Below are 20,861 nucleotides of genomic sequence, written 5' to 3'. Positions count from 1 at the left end.
TTCCTGTCTTGACGACAGCATCTATAAATATTTATATTTTTACTGGACGCTCTTTATATTTAAGCGGCGTATGCGGCATAGTATTAAAGACAAATTTATTCGCTTAAAATCAGGAGGAAAATGACAATGAAAACCCTCATTAAAATCCTTGTAGCGGGAATTTTTCTGGCAGGGGTCAATTGCACTGAAAAGGGCGCTCAGCCGCCAACCGGGATCACGAAAGCGACCTGCGGAAACTGTCACGCGCTTCCTCCCGCCGACGCAGGGCATTCTTACCATGTAGGGATGGGTTATAAATGCGGGGCTTGTCATAAGGGATATGCCATGGATTCGGCAACAAACCAGTTCGCCGTCAATCCCGCGACCCATCAAAACGGCGTTGTCGATGTTGTCTTCTCGGCCCCGTGGGACGACAGCGGCAAAGCAAATTATGCCGCGGCCGCAAAGCAATGCAACAATGTTTTCTGTCACGGCGGCATTCCCCAGGGAACCAATGCCTCCATTCATTGGAACGGCACCGACACGGTTGACCCTGCCAATTGCAGGGCCTGCCACAACCTTGATCAGACTTCCTCAGGGATATACGCCGGGCATTACGGGCATACTCGCAACGGGAAATTTGACAGTCTGGGGAACCAGGTGCGGGGCGCGAATGTGCAATACTGTTTCAATTGCCACGGGACATCCCTTACCGATTCTCAATATAATGTGGGCACCGGGAGCGTTGACTGGTCCCGTCACATCAATCCCAGCGGCACTTTTGGCTCGGCTGATTGCAAAGATTGCCATGCTCCCGACTGGACCACCTGGGCGCAGTACGTGGCCACCCATCCGGGCGCTCAACCGTTTTGAGTGTAAAGTACCCCACCTTGCCGTTGCTGCAAATGCCGATCGTGAGACGGCGTAATCCGCACGTGTTTTGAAAGGCGGCCATTGAGGAATTGACCGGCGCTATTTGACAATCTTGCGGACATCAGGGTTGAACGCCTTTACCGACACGCTCACCAGGTCCCCGACCGCCAGGCCCTCCGCCTCATCGGGGGAGAGCGCAATCCTCGATATTTCTTCCCCCACGGCGATCGTTACCACGTTGATCGCGCCGTGTTTCCTGTTGTCAAGAACCTGTCCGGACACCCTCATGCGGTCGCCGGGGGCGGCGAAAACCTCCTGCGGCGTTCCCGAGGCAGTGATTGACCCGTCGGCGATGCGCACCACCCTGGTTGCGAGCCTGAAGATCTCGCCGCAGTCGTGGCTCACCAGAAACGTCAGCACCGGCATGGCGCGCCGGGCGGAGCAAAGCGCTTCCTGCAGCGAGGTCCTCATGACCGGATCGAGCGCGGACAACGGCTCGTCGAGGAGCAGCACCGAGGGGTTTGCCGCAAGCGTGCGCGCGAGCGCAACGCGCTGCTGCTGGCCTCCCGACAGCATGGCCGGCAGGCGGCGGCGGAGCGGGGCAAGCCCGAAAGTTTCCAAAAGGGAATCGACGCTGCCCCCGGCGTCGCGCGCGAGGCCGTAGCGCACGTTCTGTTCCACGGTCATCCTGGGAAACAGCGCATACTCCTGAAACACGAGCCCCACGCGCCGGTGCTGGGGAGGCACATTGATGCGCGCCGCCGAGTCGAAGAGTACCCGGTCGCCGAGAGCGATGCGGCCCTCGTCGGGAACCGTGAGTCCGGCGATCATGCGCAGCAGCGTGGTTTTTCCCGCGCCCGAGTGTCCGAACAGGGCGACGCAGTCCATGCCGCCGGCGTCTATGCAAAAGTCAAGCTCAAAGGCCGTGTCGCCCGCCGTGAGCCGCTTGCGCACCGTCATTGAAAATGCGGCCATGTCACCACGTCCTTGCGAATCGCTTGTTGACGAGAATGAGCAGAAAGAGCACCGCGAACGAGACGATCACCAGCACCGCCGAATAGAGGTGCGCCGCGGCGAAATGGAGCGATTCCACGTCGTCGTACACCGCGATCGACGCCACGCGCGTCACACCCGGGATTTTGCCGCCGATCATGAGCACCATGCCGAACTCGCCGATGGTATGCGCGAAGGTGAGGATGAGCCCCGTGAGCAGGCTGGGCCTTATCGAGGGCAGCAGCACCCGCCAAAACGTGGTCCATCGGCCCTTTCCCAGGACAAAGCTCGCCTCGCACAGCGACCGCGGCAGCGATTCGAGCCCCGACAAGACCGGATTGACCATGAACGGCACGTTGAACAGCACGGACCCGACCACGAGTCCCTCGAAGGTGAACACGAGGCGCAGGTGAAAAACCTGCTGCAGGAAATGCCCGACCGGCGCCGAAGGGTTGAATAAAAGCAGCAGGTAGAACCCGACCACCACGGGAGGCAGCACGAGCGGCAGGTTGACAAACACGCGTGCCAGGTATCCGGCGGGGGAGCGCGTGAAATACAGCCAGAACGAAAGCGGCATGGCCAGGACCAGCAGGATGACGGCCGAGGCCGCGGCGAGCTTTACGGAGAGGAGCAGCGGCACGGGATCGAAGTTCATGCGGCCTCCGGCGCGATCATTACTTCGGTGGACTTGACAAGAGCAAACACCCGCGTCCCGGCCGAAAGCCCCAGGTCCCGGCCGCTTTCCGACGTGATGAGGGCCGAAAGGCCGGCGCCGCGGAAATCGAGGGACACGCGGCACAGAACGCCGTCGTCATGGACCGACGTCACAACGCAGGGGATGCGGTTGCGTATGCTCAGTTTGCCGTCGAACGTCGCAAGGGCGAGCGCGGTTTCCGATTCCTTGAAACACACGGTCACCGGCGCGCCCTGCACCGGCAGAAGGGGAGGTTCTTCGAGCAGGACCGCGGTTATCGTCACGGTACCGAGATCGACCCTTACCCGTGCGACCGACCCGCCGGATTCGCGCGAGACCAGCGTTCCGGTGAGGCGGTTCATGGCAGCGAATACCCGAACTGTTTCATGATGTCACGCGCCCCGGGTCCCAGCAGAAACGACACGAATTTTTCCGACGCGTCCGGGTTGTTGTCCGCGCCGTACCTGCAGACCATGACGCCCTGGGCGATCACGCTGTACAGCGTGCTGTCAACGTCCGCCCAGGTGCCCTTGTCCTTGTTCTGCGGCGACAAGACGATAGATTTCGCGGTGAACCCGATGTCCGCCGCGCCGGTGACGATATACTGCGCGGCCTGCGCGATGTTGTCGCCGTAAACAATGCGCGAGGAAACGGCATCATACACGCCGCCGTTTTTCATGGCGCGCTCCGATTCCCTGCCGTAAGGCGCGAGCCTCGGATCCGCTATGGCGATTTTTGAGATTCCGGCATCGCCAAGCCCTGCGACGCCCTTCTCGGCGAGTCCGGTCTTGAGCGACCAGAGCACGAGTTTCCCGTAGGCGTAGACTTTTGGCCTGCTTCCGGCATATTTCCATACGTAAAGGCTTTCCGGATAATCCATGTCCGCGGACACGAACACGTCGAAAGGCGCGCCGTTTTTTATCTGCGACGTGAATTTTCCCGACGAACCAAAGACCGATTTTATCCGGCCGCCGGTCTTTTCATACGCGATTTTGATCTCCTCCATGGCGGGCTGCATGTTGGAGGCGCAGGCGACCGTGATCTGGGAATAAATATTTTGGCAAAAAAGGAAAGCTGCCATTATTCCAGCGTGGAGAAATATTTTTCTCATATTTTTTCCTCTGTTTAAAATAATAAACGGCCTGTTTGATCCCGAACATCCCGTTTAAAATTGGAGCTGAAAATTGATCGCCGCCATGTCGCCGCGCACAGTCACGTTGCCGTTTGCGTCGGGCGGCGCGCTCTGATAATTGGACTTGGGCCGTCCTCCCTGCCAGATGTAATGCACCGCGATCTTGAAGTTATTTTTATTGACGTACCAATTAAGCCCGGCGTCCAGGATATGGTCGATGCCGTTGGGATAGACCGCCGACGCCGCATCGCCGTCGAATTCGGTGTACATGAGCGCAGGCTCGAGAAGCTGCTCCTTGGGAAGGGGAATGTCATACCCGCCCCTGATATGATACACCCGGTCAGAAAAGTTCGCGGCCGCGGCCTTCACGAGCCCGCCGTGGTACGAAACGCCGTTCACGCTGCGGGTCATGACATCGTATTCGCCATCGACGGAAAGGCCGAAAATATTCCCCACAAAGTCGCCGCCGAACGATCCGTTTTTCTGAAATCCGCCCACGTACTTTACGGCGCCGGAATAGGTTTTTGCGGCGGCGTTATATTTTACGGCGCTGGTGTCCCAGGTCTCGTCGGTCGCGCCCTGATAGCTGTAATGGCCGCCGAGCGTTATTCCCCTGCGCGCCCCGAAAAAATTGATCTCCGGGGAAAGTTTATACGAAGGCATGTCGGCATCAAAAAAGCTGAGCGCAAGCCTGCCCGTGCCGAGGGGGTGCCATTTGCGCGGACCGCCGTCGGTGCCGGCGATCAATTGCTGGTTCGGATCAAACGCGCCGACGTTGTAGTCCACGCCAAACCATTCGACATGATAAAAACCGCCGAAATTAACGCCGGTTTCGCGCCCGCTCGTCCTGCCCGTCAAAAAATTGCGAAGATAAAGGCTCGTCAACCCTTTGTCGAGGGAATTGACCCCCGCGTCGGGCGCAATGTTCTCGTGGCCGGTTTGCGGACGCAAATACCCGAAGGTGAGATTTGCGAAGGTGGAGTCTATCGCATAGGTCATAAAAAGGTCGTAGAGCAAAAAGGTGTTGTTCGTGGTGGCCTGGCCGGTGCCCAGCGAGCCGGTGAATTGGTCCTTGCCGAGATTGTCAAAGGCGAATGTCGTGGAATAGGTCAGGAAGGGGAGCACGTGCCCTTTGACGCCGATCCTGCCCTGTTTGAGAAAAAGATCCGCGCATGAACTGGTTGCCGGCACATCGTTGACATTTCTGGTGTAGGTGCCCCATAATTGATACGATTGCATCAGCTCCAGATCGCTGTTTCCATTGTTAAAGGTGAATTTCGGACTTGCAAAAAGGGAGGGTGCAGCAACGAGCGCAATTACCAGAAAAACTACCATTGCAGAGACGATGCTACGTTTCATGATGAGTCCTTTCATGGGATATTGTTATTTCTTGTCCTTTTGCTGCTTGCTGATTTTTACCGCCAAGGGAATGAATGACTGCCGGTGAAATTTCTCTATGCCGAAATCGGCGATGTATTTCTGGACCTCCGGGGAGGTTATGAAGCCGATGAAGAGCATGGCCGAAACGTAATTCGCTTTCGGGAATCTTTCGGGATTTATCGCCATGATATCGTAATTCGTGAACAGTTTCGTCGTGTCCTCAACCAGCGGCACCAGATCGACCGTTTCCTCCATTTGTTTGAACGACGCCCATTGGGAAATGAAATACGCCCTTTTCTTTGCGGCAATGACCAGCGTTTCCGATGTCCCGACCCTTGTTTTGATATACCAGTCACCCGCGGGCTTAATCTTGACCATCTTCCACAGCCGCATTTCCAATGAATGCGTGCCCGACGAATCGTCCCGTGAACAAAAGTTTGCCTTTGCTTTGGCGATAATTTTTAGGGCCTCCAGTGCGTCCTTCACGCCCTTGACCTTGGCCGGGTCTTCCTTCGGTCCCACAAGCACGAAATCAGAATAGCACACCTGCCGGAAATTGACCGCGAACCCGTCCTTGATGAACTGCTCCTCGGCTTCCTGGTCATGTCCCATCATGACGTCAACGTCCAGGTCGGCTTCATGTTCCTTGACAAACTTGATGGCATCGCCCGTGCACAGTGAAAGAACCTTGACGGGTATTTTGTACTGGGCTTCGAACAGTTTTGCCAATCCGTTCGCCAGGCCGGGTGAAACGCAGGTCACGGGAAAAATGACTTTCAGTTCCTTGACGGGATTTTCAGCGGCCTTTATTCCAGGCGTCCATCCGAAAAAAAAACCTAAAACGATTAAGGAAAAAACTCTTGCGGCCATCAAAACCCCCTTTTGGAAAGCGCGGCGCGGAATGCGGCGCTTTCGTAATATAATAAAATATATAACGATATCAAAATCAAAAGTGTTTGAAAAGAAACGCCTTGGCAAATAAATCAGGGGAAAAAAAGGACAGGACGAATTTTTGTTTTTTAAAAGGTTTTCACACAAAGACCGACGCCGTGAAAACGATCACTTTTTCCGACGGGCGTCCGACGGATGCGCGTGGTAGCCACTTCCAGGCAGGGGACACCTATTTGACAATAGGCAAATTTTTTGAAAACATCCGTGATCCGGCCTGCATTTTTACAATATAGCAACCCCGGGCCAGATTTTGGATGTTCCACGGTATGGAATAGGAACCCGGGGCGAACCTTGCATTGATAAGCGAGGCAATTTCCTTTCCGGAGAGATTGAAAATTTTAACGACGACAACGTCCGATTGAGCAAGATTGAATTCAACGGCGACAGTATGGTTTCCGCCGCTTGGAAGGCGTATCGTCATGCTGCTTTGGCGTAAAATTCCCTGGTGAGGTCCATGGATTACCCCGAGCATTTCCGAAAGCGGCCTGCGCCATGCGCCGAATCCCCATGGCCCGGCAAAGACGTCGGTGCTGCTCACGCCGAGAGAATGCACCTCGGCATCCGGCGGCAATCCTGTGTTGACCTCGGTCCAACTCTCCCCGCCGTTGTTGGTGAGAAAAACGCCGCCGTGATCGGTTCCGGCAAAAATGTTGCTGCCGCTCGCGGCAAGAGACCAGACTGAGGGATTCGAAAGGCCCGTGTTGACCTTTGTCCAGGTTGTCCCGTTGTCTTTTGAGAGAAAAACGCCGTCGCCTTCCGTCCCGGCAAAAATGTCGCCGCCGCTCACGACAAGGGAAAAGACGAAACCCGCATAATAACTGGTGTCGCCGAAATTGACCAGGTTCCAGCTTTTCCCAGTGTCCGTCGACATAAAGAGGCCGCCCCCTGCGGTGCCGGCAAAGACGTGGTTGCCGAGAACGGCCAGCGAAGCGACTGCCGTGCTGGTGAGGCCGGAGTCGGCGGGGTTCCAGTCCGATCCACTATCAGTCGATAAAAAAGCACCGCTATAGGTGCCTGCGAAGACGTTGTTGCCGAGCACGGCGAGAGCCTTTATGGAGCAATCCGCCGGCAGACCCGAGTTGACCGCTGTCCAGCTTGCTCCGCTATTGGCGGAAAGAAAAACACCGCCGCCATCAGTCCCGGCGAAAATTTTATTGCCGTTTGCGAAAAAAGACCAGACATCAACATTGGCGAGGCCCGCGTTGGCGGGTGCCCAGCTTGCGCCCTCATTAGAAGACAGAAAAACGCCGCCGCCGTAGGTGCCGGAAAAAATGTTGTTGCCGATCACGGCAAAGGCCCAGACATCGGTATTAACTATGCCTGAGTTGACCGGCGTCCAGCTTGTCCCATTATTGGGTGTAAGAAAAACTCCACCTCCATCAGTGCCAACAAAAACGGTGCCTCCGCTCACGGCAAAAGACTTGATAAAGGAATTTACCGGCAAACCTGAGTTGACCGGCGTCCAGCTTGTTCCGTTATTAACGGAATGAAAAACGCCGCTTCCATTAGTCCCTACAAAGACGTTGCCGCCGCTCGCGGCAAGAGCATTAACAGGGGTAGGGGTGCCCAAACCTGAGTCGACCGGATTCCAGCTGGCCCCGTTATTGGTGGAGAGAAAGACGTCGCCGCTGGTGGTCCCCGCAAAGATAGTGCCGCCGTTTACAAAAAGAGCATTAACGGCCATAGCGCTCGTATCACCCAGCCCTGAGTTGACGGGAGTCCACGTTGTTCCATTATTTGCGCTAAGAAAAATGCCGCTGTTAGTTCCGGCAAAGACATTGCCGCCGCTCACGGCAAAAGAATAAACACTGACGGTCGCAGGCAACCCGGAGTTTATCGCGGCCCAGCTTGTCCCGTTATTAGTGGAGAGAAAAACGCCTCCTCCGCCGGTCCCTGCATAGATATTACCGCCCTTTATCGCAAGAGCCACGATATAGGTCTTTGTGAGGCCTGAGTTGACCGCGGTCCAGCTTGCCCCGTTATCGGTGGAGAGAAAAACACCGCTCGCATCAGTCCCGGCAAAAATGTTGCTGCCGCTCGCCGCAAGGGAAATGACGGCGCTTGTTCCAGGCAGACCTGAGCTGACCGATGTCCAGCTTGTTCCGTTGTTGGCGGAAAGAAACACACCGACATTGGTCCCTGCAAAGATATTGCCGCCGCTCAGGGCAAGGGCATTTATGTGTCCGCCGTAGGGACCATTTGCTTGAATCCACTGAGCGGCTATCATGCTTGAAGATCCGATTAAAAAGGTGATGCTCATTGCGACAAGGGTCAGTTTCTTTCTCATTTTCATGCTCCTTTTTTTTCGTCTTGAATGGTGATTATAATATAACAAAAAAGGGCTCCCGGCGCTACAGCAGATTCTTTTTCCGGTCACAGCCCGCAGTATCTGCGCAAAAACTTTTGGCGGCATCGTTCGGATATTTTACCGACGGACGATTCGTATTTTTTTTCCTTTTTATCACTCAGCGCAAATTATTTATTACTTCTCCCGAAAGGATTCCACAACGTGGATGTTGTTGTCCTCTGGCTGACGCTCCTGTTTTTTCTCGTGGCATTTTTATTCAGCTCTGTTGGCCAAGCGGGCGCCTCGGGCTTTATTGCGGTCATGGCGCTTTTCAGCGTTCCGGTGGCTGAGATAAGGCCGATTGCGCTTGTGCTGAATATCATCGTGGCAGCCATCGGCACCTACAAATACGTAAGGGCAAAGCGGTTCTCGTTAAGAACGTTCATCATTTTTGTGCTGCTTTCCATTCCATTCTCGTTTGTCGGCGGAGCAATACAATTGCCCGGTAAACAGATAAAACTTGTCATTGGCATCGTTCTTATATTGTCCTCCTTGTGCATGCTATTGAGGGTGTATCTCAGACGTGAGTATGAGGTCAAAAAGGTCCCTGTCCCGGCGGGGTTCATTTGCGGAAGCATCATCGGTTTCTTTTCCGGGTTGACCTCGATAGGAGGGGGCATCTTTCTCAGCCCGCTGCTGGTATTCTTCAAATGGTCGAGCGTTTGGAGCACGTCGGGAATCACGTCGGCGTTCATACTGGTCAATTCAATTTCAGGACTGATGGGGCAGTTGAGCCAGGGCGTCATTATTAATTGGAGAATCTGGCCGTTTGTGGCGGCGGTCGTGGCGGGCGGCTATGCGGGATCGGATGTGGGTAGCAGGATAAAAAACAATCGCGCCATAATAATGTTATTGATCGTTGTTCTTATTATCTCCGCTATTAAAATAATTATAACATGAGCCGATTCTATTCCCAATTACCAATTTTCAACGGCGTTTTTCAATCTTGAATCCGAAATCCACGGGCGGGCCGAAATAGACGCTTGAGGTCGCGATGACCTGCGCGCCGGTTCGGGCATAAGCCTCGATGTTGTCAAGGGTGATGCCGCCGGTCGCGATGATGAACGCGCGCGGCGCAGCGGCCGCGGCTTTTTTTACAATTTTTTTGATTTGCCCGGGCGGAACCTTGTCGCATTGGACGCCGTCGGCGCCGGCGTCGACGGCACGCGCGGCATCCTCCGCATTGTCAACTTCAACAACGAGCTTTTTCTCCGGGCACTCGGCCCGCAACCGGGGGATCGCCGCAAGCAGCCGGGAAAATCCTCCGGACAGATCGTAATGCTCCCTGAAAAATAAAACGGTCTCCGCAAGGCCGAGCCGGTGGGGCATGGCGCCGCCCGCGTACACCGCTTTGACGGACAGGTCGCGCGTTCCGGGAATCGTTTTTCTGGTTGTGGTCAGCGCGACCGCCGGGTTGATGCGTCGCGCGGCGTCGAGCAGCGTCCTGGTCCTGGTCGCGATGCCGCTGCAATAGCCGAGCAGATTGACCGATGTCTTCCATGCGGCATGCAAAACGCCGGCGGAGCCTTTTGCCCCAATGACGGTTTGACCTTTCTTCGCCCTTTCCCCGTCCTCGCAAAAGCCGGAAACCGCGCCTCCCAGTTTTTTAATGATCCGCGATGCCTCATCGGCACCGCAGACAACACAATCCTGGCGGGCGATGAAAGAAGCTTTTGCAGACACGTCTTTCATGTCCAGCAGCGCGGTGGAAAGGTCACCGAAGCGTATGTCCTCCTCAAGGATGGTATCGACGATTGATTCGCGGATGAAATACATGTCGTCCCTTCAACAATGAACCCGGTTCTTATTCCGTTACCGCAAGAATGACCTGCGAGGCGTTGAACACGGCGCACACGTTGCTGCCCGGCGACAACTTCATGGCTTCCGAGCTTTGTTTGGTGATGGTGGCCACGATGGTCCTGCTTCCGTCGAGCGCGATCTTTATTTCGTTGTTCACCGCGCCCCTGGTGATTCCGGAAACCTTTCCGCAGAGGCGGTTCATCGCGCTTGTCTTGGTTTTTCCGTCATCGATCATGATGATTATGGAGGGCGCCTTGACAAGCGCTATCGCTCTGCCGCCCTTTTCAAGCCCGAGTATTTTAGCGCTTTCGCTCGTTATCACCGCAGTGATCGCATCCGTTTCGCTGATGCGCAGAACGACCTCGGTTGAAACCGGGCCGGGGACGATCTTTTCAACAACGCCGGAGAATTGGTTGCGCGCACTGGTTTTCAAGATAAGGCTCCTTGTAAAATCGGTGAAAAGAGCAAAATCATTTTCTTTCCCGGACAATGTTTTTTTGAAAACCTCGAATTGCTCCTTGTGGTGATTATATTCATCGAGTATCTTTTTGCCGTAGTCCGACAGCCTGCATCCGCCGCCGTGCCTGCCTCCCGTGCTTGAAGCGACGAGCGGCTTCGACGAAAGGTTGTTGAGCCGGTCGACGAGGTCCCAGGCGGTCTTGTAGCTGATGCCGACTTCCCTTGCCGCCGACGTGATCGATCCGAGCCGGTCAATGCTTTTAAGGAGTTCGAGCGCGTTTTTTTCGAGCAGATGGCGGCCGCCGAACAGGAGCCACAACGGGCCTGAATAGGGGGAATGGTTTTCCATGGAGTTCCAGGATCGGTTAAAGGAGCATAACTGCCTTTACAAAGAAAATAGCCTTATCCCGTTATCAAAACAATATTCATTAAAGTGATGATAAAAATATGCAAGGTAGGAGGCAATCATGATGAAACGAACGGCGCTGGTACTTTTTATTTCGGTGGTCTTCTGCTGGATTTCTTCTTGTTCATCCCCGCCTCAGCTTCTTTGGCCGCAAAAAGACATGGATTCAAGCTCAGTAAACGACCCGGCCCTTGCCAAGAAAGTACTCATCGCTTCACGCAAAAGCGATTTCAAACAGGCGCTTGTTGAGAAAATCAAAGGCGCTCTTGCCTATGATTCAGTCTATGTCAAATGCATCGGCCTTACCCTTCTTAAAAACGAGGATGCCTCAAAATATGGCGCGATCGTGATCATCAATACCTGCATGGGGTGGGACTGGGACAGGAACATACGAAAATTTTTCAAGGGAAAACAGGACGCGGCGAACGTGATCGTGCTTACCACCTCGGCGAGCGGAAAATGGCTGCCGAAGAAGAAACCTTCCGGCGTGGACGCGATCGCTTGCGCATCGGAAAAGCCCGTTGCGGACAAGGTTTCGGCCGATCTCATCGGCAGGGTAAAGTCGTTGCTTGCGAAGCGATGACGGCACGGGAAGCTACGTTTGTCAACTTCCGCCGGCTCTTTCGTTCTGGAGGATCTTCGCGCAGGCTTCCCGAACCGGATAGTTCAATTCCTTTACGCTGAACCCAGCCTTGCCGATATAGGCGTGCGTATAAAATGGATCGTTTTTTGATACTTCCTGGATTTTTCCCATCAAATCATTTTCACCGCTTTTCACCAGCATTCCCGCAAGTTTTACCGCCTTGATCCTGATGACGTAGCCGTTTTTTGAATCCCCGTAGCCCATGCAGTCAAGGACGAATTCCTTCATCTCCTTTTTCATTTTCTCGCCGGGTTTGTTGTTTGCCAGCAGATAACTTTCGTACAGGTCCAAAAGGCCGTAGCGCGAATCCTTCTCGAGCATTTCAATGACAAATTCTCTTCCCGGATAAACGCAGCAGAATTTTTCTTTTATCATCTGCAGTCGTTTTAAAGAGGCTGCAGCCAGTTCTTCGCTCATCGGTATCATTTTCAGAATATCCGGATGGCCGCGAAGGTAGAGAAAAGACCGTGCCAGCGTCCCCTGCGCCGTCTTGCTGTCAGCTTTTCCCAGGACATTGAAGAGGGGAGTGTATATTCTCATGTCGTCATCGTCCTCTTCCGAGCCTTCAGGGTTGTACCATCCCAGCAGCCTCGAATCGATGATGTCCGCGGCGCTGCCGACTGCTTTTAGGTCTCCGGATAGCTTGCTGAATATGAATTCAGCCTTTTCGTCACCCTTCTTGAGCCCTTCAAACGCCTTCAGCAGGATGATGCAGCCGGCATCCTGCACCAGAGGGTCTTTCGAAAGCAGGTCCTTCTTGACATTGTCGACAATCGTGGCGGCGTCACCGTGTTCGTAGGTTTCCAGTATCCACAGCTGGTCCTGCAACTGTTTTGCATCGCAGCATGCATTTTGCACGAACATGAAGAGGAACGCGAAAATTGGGTAAATGATGTTTTTTTTTGCCATGCTATGCCCTTTTCTGAAAATTAAAATGCAATTCCACTACGATTATGGACGTATATTAATTTAATCCATGAATACATTTTAATCGAGGAGAAATTATGCGTTGTTCTTCATCCATGCGGATCTCTGTTGAGATATCCCGTTTTATCCTCGCCGTCGCTGCCCTCATGGGCTTCTTATCCCGCCCGGCCGAAGCCAAACTGCCGCAGCAGGTGATCCTCGTGGAGAACCACAGCGATGTTCTCGTGCCCTGGATTAAAACCGGCGTTAAAGGCGCCATCGTGGTGAACGTTGATGCCCATGACGATTGTACTCCGATCACACCGGAGCAGATCGACAAACTCAAGCTCCGCTTTGCGGCCGGTGATCTGGCCGCAATCAGTCGCGCAAACGGCGTCTCAGACTCAGGTTTGTACAACATAGCCGATTTCATCACCGCAGCCTATAACCTCGGCATCGCCCGTGAAGAGGTGTGGGCGGCGCCCCTGCCTGGGAACCTGAGCAGAGTATTTACGCATCTTCCCTTTCGGACCTGGCTCATAGACTCACTTTCCGCGCTCAAGCTTCAAGGGCCTGTGCTGCTCACCGTGGACGCTGACGTCGTGGACCATTTCGCCAATTACCGTTGCATCAACTTGGTCGAAGCCGTGCGCAGGATCGCGGCAATCATCCGGGCACTGCCCTGGGACGTGAAACATTTGAGCGTGGCCTATTCTTGCGACGGGGGATATCTCCCGATAAATATACGCTGGATAGGGTACGCCATGAAAGAGGCGCTTGAAGGGAAGGACCTGTCCCGGCCGCAGGCGCCGTGGCTCACGCTTGTCAAGGTAGAGGATTGGCGCCGCAGTCTCCCGCCGTCCGAGATTGTCAAGCGGGTGAGGCCGCTGGTGCTCGCGCAGCCGGCTAATCCCTGGCTCCATGTTTACATGAGCGATGCCCTTTTCAGGGCAGGGGACGTACCCGGCGCACTGGCCGAAGGCAAAAAGGCGGTGCGCTTGGACTCGGGCTGCTGCCGAATTCTGGCAGAGCTTGGCGGCCAGCTGGCCTCGGCGGGCCGCCTGGACGAGGCGGAGCGTTTCATCGCGGCGGCCCCGGGCGTGGTAAACACTGATGCAGAGTTCACCCTGGCTCAAGGCCTGGACCAGAACGGACACACTGTCGAGGCAATCAAGCACTACAGCCGGATCAGCAAGCTGGAGGCCAACTACAGCATGGATCTGTTGATCGGGTACGGGTACGAGCGGCTTGGCGATACTGCCAGGGCCCGGCAGTATTACCTGCACGCGGTCGCCTTACTCGCCAATCCCGTCAGCGAGATGGCCGGCTTTGCAGATCTTACCCGATCCGTTGCGGCTGCCGAGAGTTACTTTCGGTCCGCCGGGGACGCTGCATCCGCGCAAGCTCTTCGCCGGGATCATCGGCTCACCAAATACTTCACTCAAGATTCCTCGGGAACCTCCGGTCGTTAAGCCGAGGATCCGAGAAAGACGAAGAGGATCCGCAGGGGGGCTTCCATGCGTGGATGCCTCAAGGCATTAAAATCCTACCTGAAGTAGTCATACGCCAGCAGGCCCGCAAGAATCAGAAACCATGCACTTACGGCAACCGCTCCCCAGCGTGCAATCGAGCGAAAAATTCTTCGCTCGCCGAGCAGCCCGAACGCGGCTATCGGCAGCAGAAAAAGTGATGTGCCGGTGAAGAATGCCGCAAAAAGCGTTGCGCCTGCGGCCGGTCCGGACCCGCCGAACGCTTTTGTCAACGCCAAGAGAAAGGGAGGGCAGATATTGATGCCGGTAAGTATTCCCAGGACCAGCGGCCGGTCGATGATTCCCGCCCAGCGGCCCATGGAGCAATTTTGGTCGCGCCGGTACGTTCGGAATGCGGTGGCCAGCAGAAAAACGGAGAACAGGAAGTAACCAGCCGCCGTGATGAGTCCTTTTCCCTCAAAGTGAATCTGCCTGCCCAAAAGTCCGGCGGACGCGCCCACAACAATGTAAGAAAAAAACCTGCCGGCCGAAAGTTCAAGAATTACGAGCAGACTTTTCGCCAAGGTCCGGTCGTATTGCATCAGGTAGGGTGCATAAACCGGTCCGCACGTGGCCAAGCAGGTGGTTCCGGTGGCAAGGCCGAGAAGAAAGCCTTCAGCCAAGGTAGTAATCATATGAAGTAATATTATTTCCTGTCTCTCACCAATCTGACCGGGTAGCCGCAGGTTTTGAGCCAGTCATGTCCATATTTTATCAGGTAGTCGGCGCAGAAGCCCAGCCCATAGACACATGCGATTGACTCGGTGACCTCGGTGGCGCTCCACCACGCAGCCTTATGGCCAGCCGCCCAAAAAACAGAAATACGATGCCAATTTGCGGTGTCACGTGAATCGTGGCGATAGCCGGCGGCAAAGCCCGAAAAACCGCTTCTGTTATTGTCCTTCATATTGTTTCCGGGCATGCCTTCGATGCCGAACGGTTTCCAACCGCTCTGTGCAGCCAAGGATTTTGCTACTCTATTATCCCTTCTCTCGCCGTCCCAGTTGTATCCATGCCTGATCAGGTAATTCTGCAAGGTGTCCCAATCATCATCCGTGGGGACATGCCACCCCGGCGGAGCAAATTTTTTCGAATCGACGCAATACCAATTGTAAAGCGCCCCGAACCGCTTTATGGTGTCGGCATTGTTCGTATTCCCATAATAGCAATAACCGGGTGTCGTAAGGGAATGCCAGGCGACGCTGTCTGAAACGTGTGGAATGGGCGTGCCGTCGTTCCATTTGGTAGCCCTGAAATTTTCAACCATCCAGACTTGCTTGCCGATTTTAACCGTATGGTAAATGTTTCCATCCGCGTCGGTTACTGTATTTCGCGTACAAGACGAAAACAAAACCAAAAAAATCCAAGCCGACAACAACAATTTATTCATGAAATCTCCAGGCAATATTGATGTAATGATGCTGATTATGATTCCAAAATACAACCTGCCAAAGACTCCATAATTTAAAAACGGTGCGGCTATTTTTATCTGTAGAACAATTTTGAAGTTTAAAATCTCCTGTTTATAAACGGAATCGGAGTTTTCTTTTCATGCCAGGTTTGAGCGAAATTCCGATTGACTCCAACACGTAACACATTGTCATGTCATGCGTTATATAATATTTTATATAACGGAAATATTAAAAACTTTGACATTTTCTATCTTTTAGTTATATATTGTTTGTTGTGTGAATCCTGGATCAGGCAAGACTGGTTTCAAATATATTTTTCTCCATCAAAATTTAAACCATTAAATGACTCAAGAAGGGGGTCCAATGAAAAAGTCGCGTATTTTAAGGTGGAGCGGCTATGGGCTGCTCGCGGTGCTTTTACTGGGCGTTGCAGTGTTTCTTTTTCTTAACAAAACCTCATCGTCCAAAATAGTTTTGGCTGATGAGGCAAAAGAGCATAGTATCATGCTCCACAACGCGAACGGCGATCACGCGTGTGACTGTTTCCAACCGTGGATTTCGGGCGTCACGATTTCGAATATCACGGCCACCTCTGTCGACGTATCGTGGACGAGCGGAAGTGTCAACGGCACGACTGATGGTGCCGGCGGTACATATCAGGTTCCCTATGGTACGACTTCGGCGAAGTCCAGTATCTACCCGACCACCCAGCCCACTGTCATGTATAACCAGCATACCGTCACCGTGCCGAACCTTACCCCCGGCACCCTCTATCATTTTGGAGTAAAGGGCTGCTGCCTGAGCAACTGCATTAGAGGCGGCGCTCCCGACCATTGCAAGACTGTTCAGCAAAGCGGCGGCACCAGCGATTGGACCGCCACCACATTGGCACAAGGGAATACCTATACCATATCCGGCATTATTGGCACAACCGCCAGCGGAAAAAGAGCATTGGCAAAAACAGCCACGGGAATTACCGGCGTCATTGTTACTTTGTCAGGCGGTGCTTCAAAGATCGATACTACCAAAACCGACGGGACATACACTTTTTCCGGTTTGGGATTGGGCACCTATACCGTTACGCCCACCAAAGCCGGCATAACCTTTACCCCTCCGAGCAAGACCTTTACGGCTTTGAGCGCGAACCAGACCGCTCAGAATTTTATGGGAGTGTCGACCGGCGTACTGAACCAGGCCGGGGAAAATGCCGTCTTGTCGAACACTGCGGCTAAAGTAACGGCACAAGAGGTGACGATCACTTGGAAAACGAACATACCGGCAACATCTTCTATCCAGTATGGTTTGACCACTGATTATGGAATGTTTAGCGGATTGAATACCGAGATGGTTTATAACCACGATATTCAATTATTCGGGCTCCAGAAAGGCGCTATGTATCATGCCAGGGCCGTGTCATACGGGTCAAACTCTGGGGAAGCCACGTACTCCTCGGACCTCACTTTCAAAATACCGGCAACCGAAGATAGGATAGCCGACAGCAAGCGTATTTTAAATGAGCCCAATCCGGCTGCCCATTGGACCATGTTCAGTTATTTTCTCTACCAGCCGGCCAAGAGCGTGACCATAAATATCCTTACGCTTTCTGGAAAACTGGTGGCGACCCTTGAAAGCCCATCGAGCTCGCTGAGTGGAGGCTGGAACAAAGTACGGTGGGACAACATCAATCTTCCAAACGGCCTGTACGCCTACCGAATGAAATTTCAAACCGCCGCCAACCTGGAAGAGCAATACCTGTTCTCGAGCTTGAGGATAGAAAAATAACGCGAGTAGATTGACAGGCGATATGCGCGGTTCCCCCTCGACTTCCCGGTCGAGGGGGAACTTTTTTTTCGACCGGCCTTGTTCCCATGGGTTCGGCCGGCCGCCGCACCCTATCCGCACGATTCCGCTTTTTGGATTTACGAAAGAGAATAACAACCGATGCCTGGATGATGCAATCATCAAACAGGCTATAAACGACCTCAAACTGCACATGCTGCCGGTTTGGCGACACCGGGGCGACCGACGCTGAGGCGGGGAAGCAAATAGCGGCGATGGACACGCTGCGAAGCCGCGATATGCCCGGCTTTTGTTTGTTTATAAGTATTAAGACGGATTAGAAAAAAGATGCGGGATACATTCTTAAGTGCAGATCAGAAGTGAAGCGAGGAAAATTGAATTCGCTTCATATATTTTATTCGAACAGTTCCTTCATAACATCGCCTTTTGCATACGGGGTGGGTATATTGCAGAGCGCTCCCGCTGTTTTACAGACATCGATGAGGGTTCTTTCTTTATTGGAAACGAAATTCTTCTTGATCCCGGGCCCGATTGCCAAGAGAAAAAGCTGGGTGCAGCCCCGGCACTTGTCGCCATAACCATGGTAATCGTCGGTGTGCCTTCCATGGGCGCTCAACACCAGAAAAACCGTTTTGTCCTTATAGACATCCACTTTCTGAATCCGGTCCCAGAGGTCATAAGTAATCTGATCCATGAGGATTATCGATTCGTAGTAGGTATTCAGCCCCGATGCCCCGCCGCAGGCATCCTTCTGACCTTTCAATGGGCATTCAGCAGCAAGTTCTTTTTCCGGTGTCTCCGTGCCGCCACCGGCGTTAAGGCTGAGATACACGAAGGAAGGGTGTTTTTCCATGATATGGGGTAAGGCTTTTTCATAAATCGCGTTTTCGTGTTCATCCTCCTTCTTGCTGGACTCAAATAAGGGCGCATAGCTTGCCCCAAACTCGGCATGATCGCTGAAGGCCAGAATTTCAAATTGAGGCCTGCATGAGGCGAAATAGCAGGATTTTGTCGGCTCCTTCTTGGCACCGTTCCAATATTCAAACAGGGTGGGGAAGGCGGGACGAATGGTTTCGCTGAACGGATTTTTAAAGACATGCCACACGCCGGTAAGCAGGCTCATCTGCGCCGGGATGGGCAGGGTGAGTTCGCGGTTCTCGAACTTGGTGCAGATGGTCCCCAATGGTCTGAGCTTGTTCCAAATATTATCGATATAGAGGTGGTTCTTGTCGCCGAACGCATCGCTGTAGCGCACGCCGTTCATCACGATGATAAAGAGATTCCGCGCCTGGGATTTTTGGGGAACGGGCTGGCCGCCGGCATTCAACGGTATGGCCGTGCAAAGGAATGTCGCAACGAGAGAGCGTATGAATCTTGGGGAGGGCATTTTTATTTGTTCTTGACGAATAGGGCCACTTCGGTTATCCTGTTTCTTCCGTCCTTTACTTTCAAGAGAATATCCTTGGTGAATATGGGCTTGTCCAAGTCAAAGGTAATATGGTCGTCATGCCCGCAGTTGTCCACCTTTCCGGCCCACTGCAGGCGGTCGAACTGGTCGGTATAGCCAAGTTCGCAATTGAAAAGCACGTTCTTCCTTTTCAAACTGTCCGCAACGGTATATACCGTTACCCGGTAGATATCCTGCAGTTGGGGCAACGTGATTTCAGCAATGAGCTCGGCGACGGGCCTCGTCGGCGCGTCCCGCTCAAATATATCGCCGAAGTAGGTGGTGTTGTCACCCGTGTCGGCCTCCGTCTTTCCGTCGATGATTTGTTTTATACGGAGCTTGTCGGTCCTGTTGGTGGTTTGAACGGTAATGCAGTCCACACTTCTCATGTTGTCACAGCAGAGGCAATGTCCTCCAACGATGTATTCACCCCACCCAAAAACGCGGATTTTTTTATCCGTTAGAGCGATGTTCGTCAGGCTAAGTTTTCCAAAGCTTGCAGTTTTTGGAGCGGATGTTTCCTGAGCGCCTCCGCCAGCCTTTGCCGAGGAATCTGCGGTTTTGTTCCTAGAAAGAGAATCCGCCTGGACACCGGTGGCCGCCGGAGCAGGATCCTCTTTGGGAATCCCCTTTATCGTGGACATCGACCCCTGGGCCATGGCTTGAAACGATGTCAGCATAAGGAGGATGGTTGCCGAACCCGTTATAAGGCTCGCGACTGGCGAACGCCCGAACAATGTGCCTTTTTTATATGGGATTTCAACGCGATCCGGCGCGTCTCGCCCACCGGCAGTCGTCGGCCGTTTCAGTGCTTTCACGGTCACATATCCTTCTTTTGTGGTTCCCAGTTTTCCCAGGTATCGCCATTGTCCTTGCTTGTCTTTAAAAATATTCTTGACCATTCCGATTTGTCCTTCGGTTGATCAAACCAGAACACATGCAGCAATCCGGAGGAGGTCCTCGTTATGATCGGATTATAATAGCTGCCGACGCCAGCCGTAAGGTCCTTCTTTTCCCTGAGAACTTTTCCCGTCTGATCGATTTCGCCGTAGGAGACGACCGACTCACCGTTAAAAAAACTTGCCCAGGTAAAATGGAGATTCATGTCTTTGTCAAACACGACCGACGGGCGTTTGGGCGACCGCTTTTCGGTGGGATACAGGTTCCTTCCGGTGATGGGACATTTTTCCATTTTCGGGTCGAACCGGGCGTAAAAAATTTCGCCGAGCTGGATATTGCGTCTGTCAAGCCAGAAAAGATACGATTGGACACCGTCCGAAAGCATTATGGGATTGTCAATCTCCTCCTTTGTTTCCTTGGAGACTTTGGTCGCCGACAGCACTTGCTCCCTGCACCATGTGCGACCGTTGTCGTCGCTCGTTCGAAGGACGACCGAGGAAACAGAATTGTCACTGCTTTTCCATAGGTTAAATCCATCGAATCCCAGGCTCAGCCCCTTTTTTTCCTCACTGAAATCGGTCCACACCACGGCCAATTCGTTTCCGCAGCAGGAAATGGCGGGCGGATAGCAATAGCATGAGTGCTTGCCCACTTTTCCGAGGAGTAGCTCTTTTTCCCAGGTGAAGCCCTGGTCGCGGCTGGCCTTGAAATAGACCTTGTTTTCCACGTCCTGCCAGATCAGGTAGACATTCTTATCCTTGCAGGCGAGCAACGGGTAGCGCGCGCTGTTTGCATCGGTGATGAGGATGCGGTTCTTTTCCCAAGTTTCTCCTCCGTCAAGGCTGCGCGAGTAGTAGAGCTCTCCGTCCACCGTCTCGCCGTAATCCACCCAGGCAACATGCACCGTTCCGGCGTTTACGGCCATCGCCGGGGGATACGCGTCGCTTCTGTCGTTGCTGAGCCTCCGTGAGCTTGTCCATGTTTTGCCCTCGTCGGCGCTGTGCCGGTAATAAATGCTTGTGGTGACCCCTTCCGTTGCCACCCATGCCATGAAGATGCTGTTTCCTTCCGAGGTGACGGCTGGGTATCTGCAGTCTCCCTGCATGGATATGAAGGCCGAAGTGGAGTCGGCTTTTTTCACTGATGGAGACGCGGATGCCGAGTCGGCCTTATTCGCGGACACGGAAGCAGAGTCAGCCGCCAGGCATAT

General features: G+C 53.6%; 20 protein-coding genes. 5 read left to right on the top strand and 15 right to left on the bottom strand.

Annotation, left to right across the window (positions count from 1 at the left end):
* The first annotated feature begins 324 nt into the window (after nt 1–324).
* A complete protein-coding gene (locus tag VLX68_10820) occupies nt 325–852 on the top strand; it encodes a CxxxxCH/CxxCH domain-containing protein (protein HUI92729.1) in 528 nt (175 codons plus the stop codon).
* Between the two features lie 99 nt (nt 853–951).
* Here VLX68_10820 and VLX68_10815 read toward each other — a convergent pair whose 3' ends face one another.
* The 7 genes from VLX68_10815 to VLX68_10785 all read right to left on the bottom strand — a co-directional run bounded on the left by VLX68_10815 (nt 952) and on the right by VLX68_10785 (nt 8,289).
* Complete coding sequence (locus tag VLX68_10815; GenBank protein ID HUI92728.1) at nt 952–1,827, bottom strand: ATP-binding cassette domain-containing protein; 876 nt, start codon at nt 1,825–1,827, stop codon at nt 952–954.
* A 1-nt stretch (nt 1,828) separates the two neighbouring features.
* Entirely contained in the window at nt 1,829–2,500 is a 672-nt protein-coding gene (gene modB, locus VLX68_10810) for a molybdate ABC transporter permease subunit (protein ID HUI92727.1), read from the bottom strand.
* Entirely contained in the window at nt 2,497–2,901 is a 405-nt protein-coding gene (locus VLX68_10805) for a TOBE domain-containing protein (protein ID HUI92726.1), read from the bottom strand. The genes modB and VLX68_10805 overlap by 4 nt, the downstream gene beginning before the upstream one ends.
* Nucleotides 2,898–3,620, bottom strand: coding sequence for a molybdate ABC transporter substrate-binding protein (gene modA / locus VLX68_10800; GenBank protein HUI92725.1), 723 nt, complete (start codon nt 3,618–3,620; stop codon nt 2,898–2,900). The genes VLX68_10805 and modA overlap by 4 nt, the downstream gene beginning before the upstream one ends.
* Before the next feature lie 84 nt (nt 3,621–3,704).
* Complete coding sequence (locus VLX68_10795; protein HUI92724.1) at nt 3,705–5,030, bottom strand: hypothetical protein; 1,326 nt, start codon at nt 5,028–5,030, stop codon at nt 3,705–3,707.
* A 24-nt stretch (nt 5,031–5,054) separates the two neighbouring features.
* Entirely contained in the window at nt 5,055–5,921 is an 867-nt protein-coding gene (locus VLX68_10790; GenBank protein ID HUI92723.1) for a substrate-binding domain-containing protein, read from the bottom strand.
* A gap of 250 nt (nt 5,922–6,171) precedes the next feature.
* Nucleotides 6,172–8,289: a hypothetical protein gene (locus VLX68_10785; protein HUI92722.1), complete on the bottom strand. Its 2,118-nt coding sequence runs from the start codon at nt 8,287–8,289 to the stop codon at nt 6,172–6,174.
* 222 nt (nt 8,290–8,511) lie between these two features.
* Here VLX68_10785 and VLX68_10780 point away from each other — a divergent pair, with 222 nt between their 5' ends.
* Entirely contained in the window at nt 8,512–9,249 is a 738-nt protein-coding gene (locus VLX68_10780) for a sulfite exporter TauE/SafE family protein (protein ID HUI92721.1), read from the top strand.
* A gap of 27 nt (nt 9,250–9,276) precedes the next feature.
* On the opposite strand, the gene modD is transcribed toward VLX68_10780, so the two are convergent.
* Both modD and VLX68_10770 read right to left on the bottom strand, forming a co-directional pair.
* Entirely contained in the window at nt 9,277–10,125 is an 849-nt protein-coding gene (modD, locus tag VLX68_10775; GenBank protein HUI92720.1) for a ModD protein, read from the bottom strand.
* A gap of 28 nt (nt 10,126–10,153) precedes the next feature.
* Nucleotides 10,154–10,957 (bottom strand): TOBE domain-containing protein, encoded by an 804-nt coding sequence (locus tag VLX68_10770; GenBank protein HUI92719.1) that lies wholly within the window; start codon nt 10,955–10,957, stop codon nt 10,154–10,156.
* 118 nt (nt 10,958–11,075) lie between these two features.
* Here VLX68_10770 and VLX68_10765 point away from each other — a divergent pair, with 118 nt between their 5' ends.
* On the top strand, nt 11,076–11,597 hold the full coding sequence (locus tag VLX68_10765; protein ID HUI92718.1) for a hypothetical protein: 522 nt from the start codon (nt 11,076–11,078) through the stop codon (nt 11,595–11,597).
* Between the two features lie 21 nt (nt 11,598–11,618).
* Here VLX68_10765 and VLX68_10760 read toward each other — a convergent pair whose 3' ends face one another.
* Nucleotides 11,619–12,566 (bottom strand): hypothetical protein, encoded by a 948-nt coding sequence (locus tag VLX68_10760; protein HUI92717.1) that lies wholly within the window; start codon nt 12,564–12,566, stop codon nt 11,619–11,621.
* A 95-nt stretch (nt 12,567–12,661) separates the two neighbouring features.
* Between VLX68_10760 and VLX68_10755 the strand changes: the two genes are divergently transcribed.
* Nucleotides 12,662–14,035: a hypothetical protein gene (locus VLX68_10755; protein HUI92716.1), complete on the top strand. Its 1,374-nt coding sequence runs from the start codon at nt 12,662–12,664 to the stop codon at nt 14,033–14,035.
* Between the two features lie 74 nt (nt 14,036–14,109).
* Here VLX68_10755 and VLX68_10750 read toward each other — a convergent pair whose 3' ends face one another.
* A complete protein-coding gene (locus VLX68_10750; protein ID HUI92715.1) occupies nt 14,110–14,727 on the bottom strand; it encodes a sulfite exporter TauE/SafE family protein in 618 nt (205 codons plus the stop codon).
* Between the two features lie 11 nt (nt 14,728–14,738).
* Nucleotides 14,739–15,482: a fibrobacter succinogenes major paralogous domain-containing protein gene (locus VLX68_10745; protein ID HUI92714.1), complete on the bottom strand. Its 744-nt coding sequence runs from the start codon at nt 15,480–15,482 to the stop codon at nt 14,739–14,741.
* 385 nt (nt 15,483–15,867) lie between these two features.
* On the opposite strand from VLX68_10745, the gene VLX68_10740 reads away from it, so the two are divergent.
* Nucleotides 15,868–17,286: a fibronectin type III domain-containing protein gene (locus VLX68_10740; GenBank protein HUI92713.1), complete on the top strand. Its 1,419-nt coding sequence runs from the start codon at nt 15,868–15,870 to the stop codon at nt 17,284–17,286.
* 412 nt (nt 17,287–17,698) lie between these two features.
* On the opposite strand, the gene VLX68_10735 is transcribed toward VLX68_10740, so the two are convergent.
* The 3 genes from VLX68_10735 to VLX68_10725 form a co-directional block, all read right to left on the bottom strand.
* On the bottom strand, nt 17,699–18,631 hold the full coding sequence (locus VLX68_10735) for a hypothetical protein (protein ID HUI92712.1): 933 nt from the start codon (nt 18,629–18,631) through the stop codon (nt 17,699–17,701).
* A 62-nt stretch (nt 18,632–18,693) separates the two neighbouring features.
* The gene (locus VLX68_10730; GenBank protein HUI92711.1) at nt 18,694–19,140 is read right to left on the bottom strand and encodes a hypothetical protein; all 447 of its coding nucleotides are present in this window, start codon (nt 19,138–19,140) and stop codon (nt 18,694–18,696) included.
* Nucleotides 19,141–19,571: 431 nt separating this feature from the next.
* A complete protein-coding gene (locus VLX68_10725) occupies nt 19,572–20,834 on the bottom strand; it encodes an exo-alpha-sialidase (protein ID HUI92710.1) in 1,263 nt (420 codons plus the stop codon).
* Nucleotides 20,835–20,861 lie beyond the last annotated feature (27 nt).

Source organism: Chitinivibrionales bacterium (genome assembly GCA_035516255.1).
Classification (GTDB): domain Bacteria; phylum Fibrobacterota; class Chitinivibrionia; order Chitinivibrionales; family FEN-1185; genus FEN-1185.
The sequence above is the reverse complement of the archived record's forward strand: the minus strand, read 5'-3'. Positions and strand labels throughout refer to the sequence as shown.

Bases quoted from the DNA above. Each gene is read 5' to 3' on its own strand.
- VLX68_10820 (HUI92729.1), top strand. From the start codon at position 325: ATGGATTCGGCAACAAACCAGTTCGCCGTCAATCCCGCGACCCATCAA.
- VLX68_10815 (HUI92728.1), bottom strand. From the start codon at position 1,827: ATGGCCGCATTTTCAATGACGGTGCGCAAGCGGCTCACGGCGGGCGAC.
- modB (HUI92727.1), bottom strand. From the start codon at position 2,500: ATGAACTTCGATCCCGTGCCGCTGCTCCTCTCCGTAAAGCTCGCCGCG.
- VLX68_10805 (HUI92726.1), bottom strand. From the start codon at position 2,901: ATGAACCGCCTCACCGGAACGCTGGTCTCGCGCGAATCCGGCGGGTCG.
- modA (HUI92725.1), bottom strand. From the start codon at position 3,620: ATGGCAGCTTTCCTTTTTTGCCAAAATATTTATTCCCAGATCACGGTC.
- VLX68_10795 (HUI92724.1), bottom strand. From the start codon at position 5,030: ATGAAACGTAGCATCGTCTCTGCAATGGTAGTTTTTCTGGTAATTGCG.
- VLX68_10790 (HUI92723.1), bottom strand. From the start codon at position 5,921: ATGGCCGCAAGAGTTTTTTCCTTAATCGTTTTAGGTTTTTTTTTCGGA.
- VLX68_10785 (HUI92722.1), bottom strand. From the start codon at position 8,289: ATGAGAAAGAAACTGACCCTTGTCGCAATGAGCATCACCTTTTTAATC.
- modD (HUI92720.1), bottom strand. From the start codon at position 10,125: ATGTATTTCATCCGCGAATCAATCGTCGATACCATCCTTGAGGAGGAC.
- VLX68_10770 (HUI92719.1), bottom strand. From the start codon at position 10,957: ATGGAAAACCATTCCCCCTATTCAGGCCCGTTGTGGCTCCTGTTCGGC.
- VLX68_10765 (HUI92718.1), top strand. From the start codon at position 11,076: ATGATGAAACGAACGGCGCTGGTACTTTTTATTTCGGTGGTCTTCTGC.
- VLX68_10760 (HUI92717.1), bottom strand. From the start codon at position 12,566: ATGGCAAAAAAAAACATCATTTACCCAATTTTCGCGTTCCTCTTCATG.
- VLX68_10755 (HUI92716.1), top strand. From the start codon at position 12,662: ATGCGTTGTTCTTCATCCATGCGGATCTCTGTTGAGATATCCCGTTTT.
- VLX68_10750 (HUI92715.1), bottom strand. From the start codon at position 14,727: ATGATTACTACCTTGGCTGAAGGCTTTCTTCTCGGCCTTGCCACCGGA.
- VLX68_10745 (HUI92714.1), bottom strand. From the start codon at position 15,482: ATGAATAAATTGTTGTTGTCGGCTTGGATTTTTTTGGTTTTGTTTTCG.
- VLX68_10740 (HUI92713.1), top strand. From the start codon at position 15,868: ATGAAAAAGTCGCGTATTTTAAGGTGGAGCGGCTATGGGCTGCTCGCG.
- VLX68_10730 (HUI92711.1), bottom strand. From the start codon at position 19,140: ATGAGAAGTGTGGACTGCATTACCGTTCAAACCACCAACAGGACCGAC.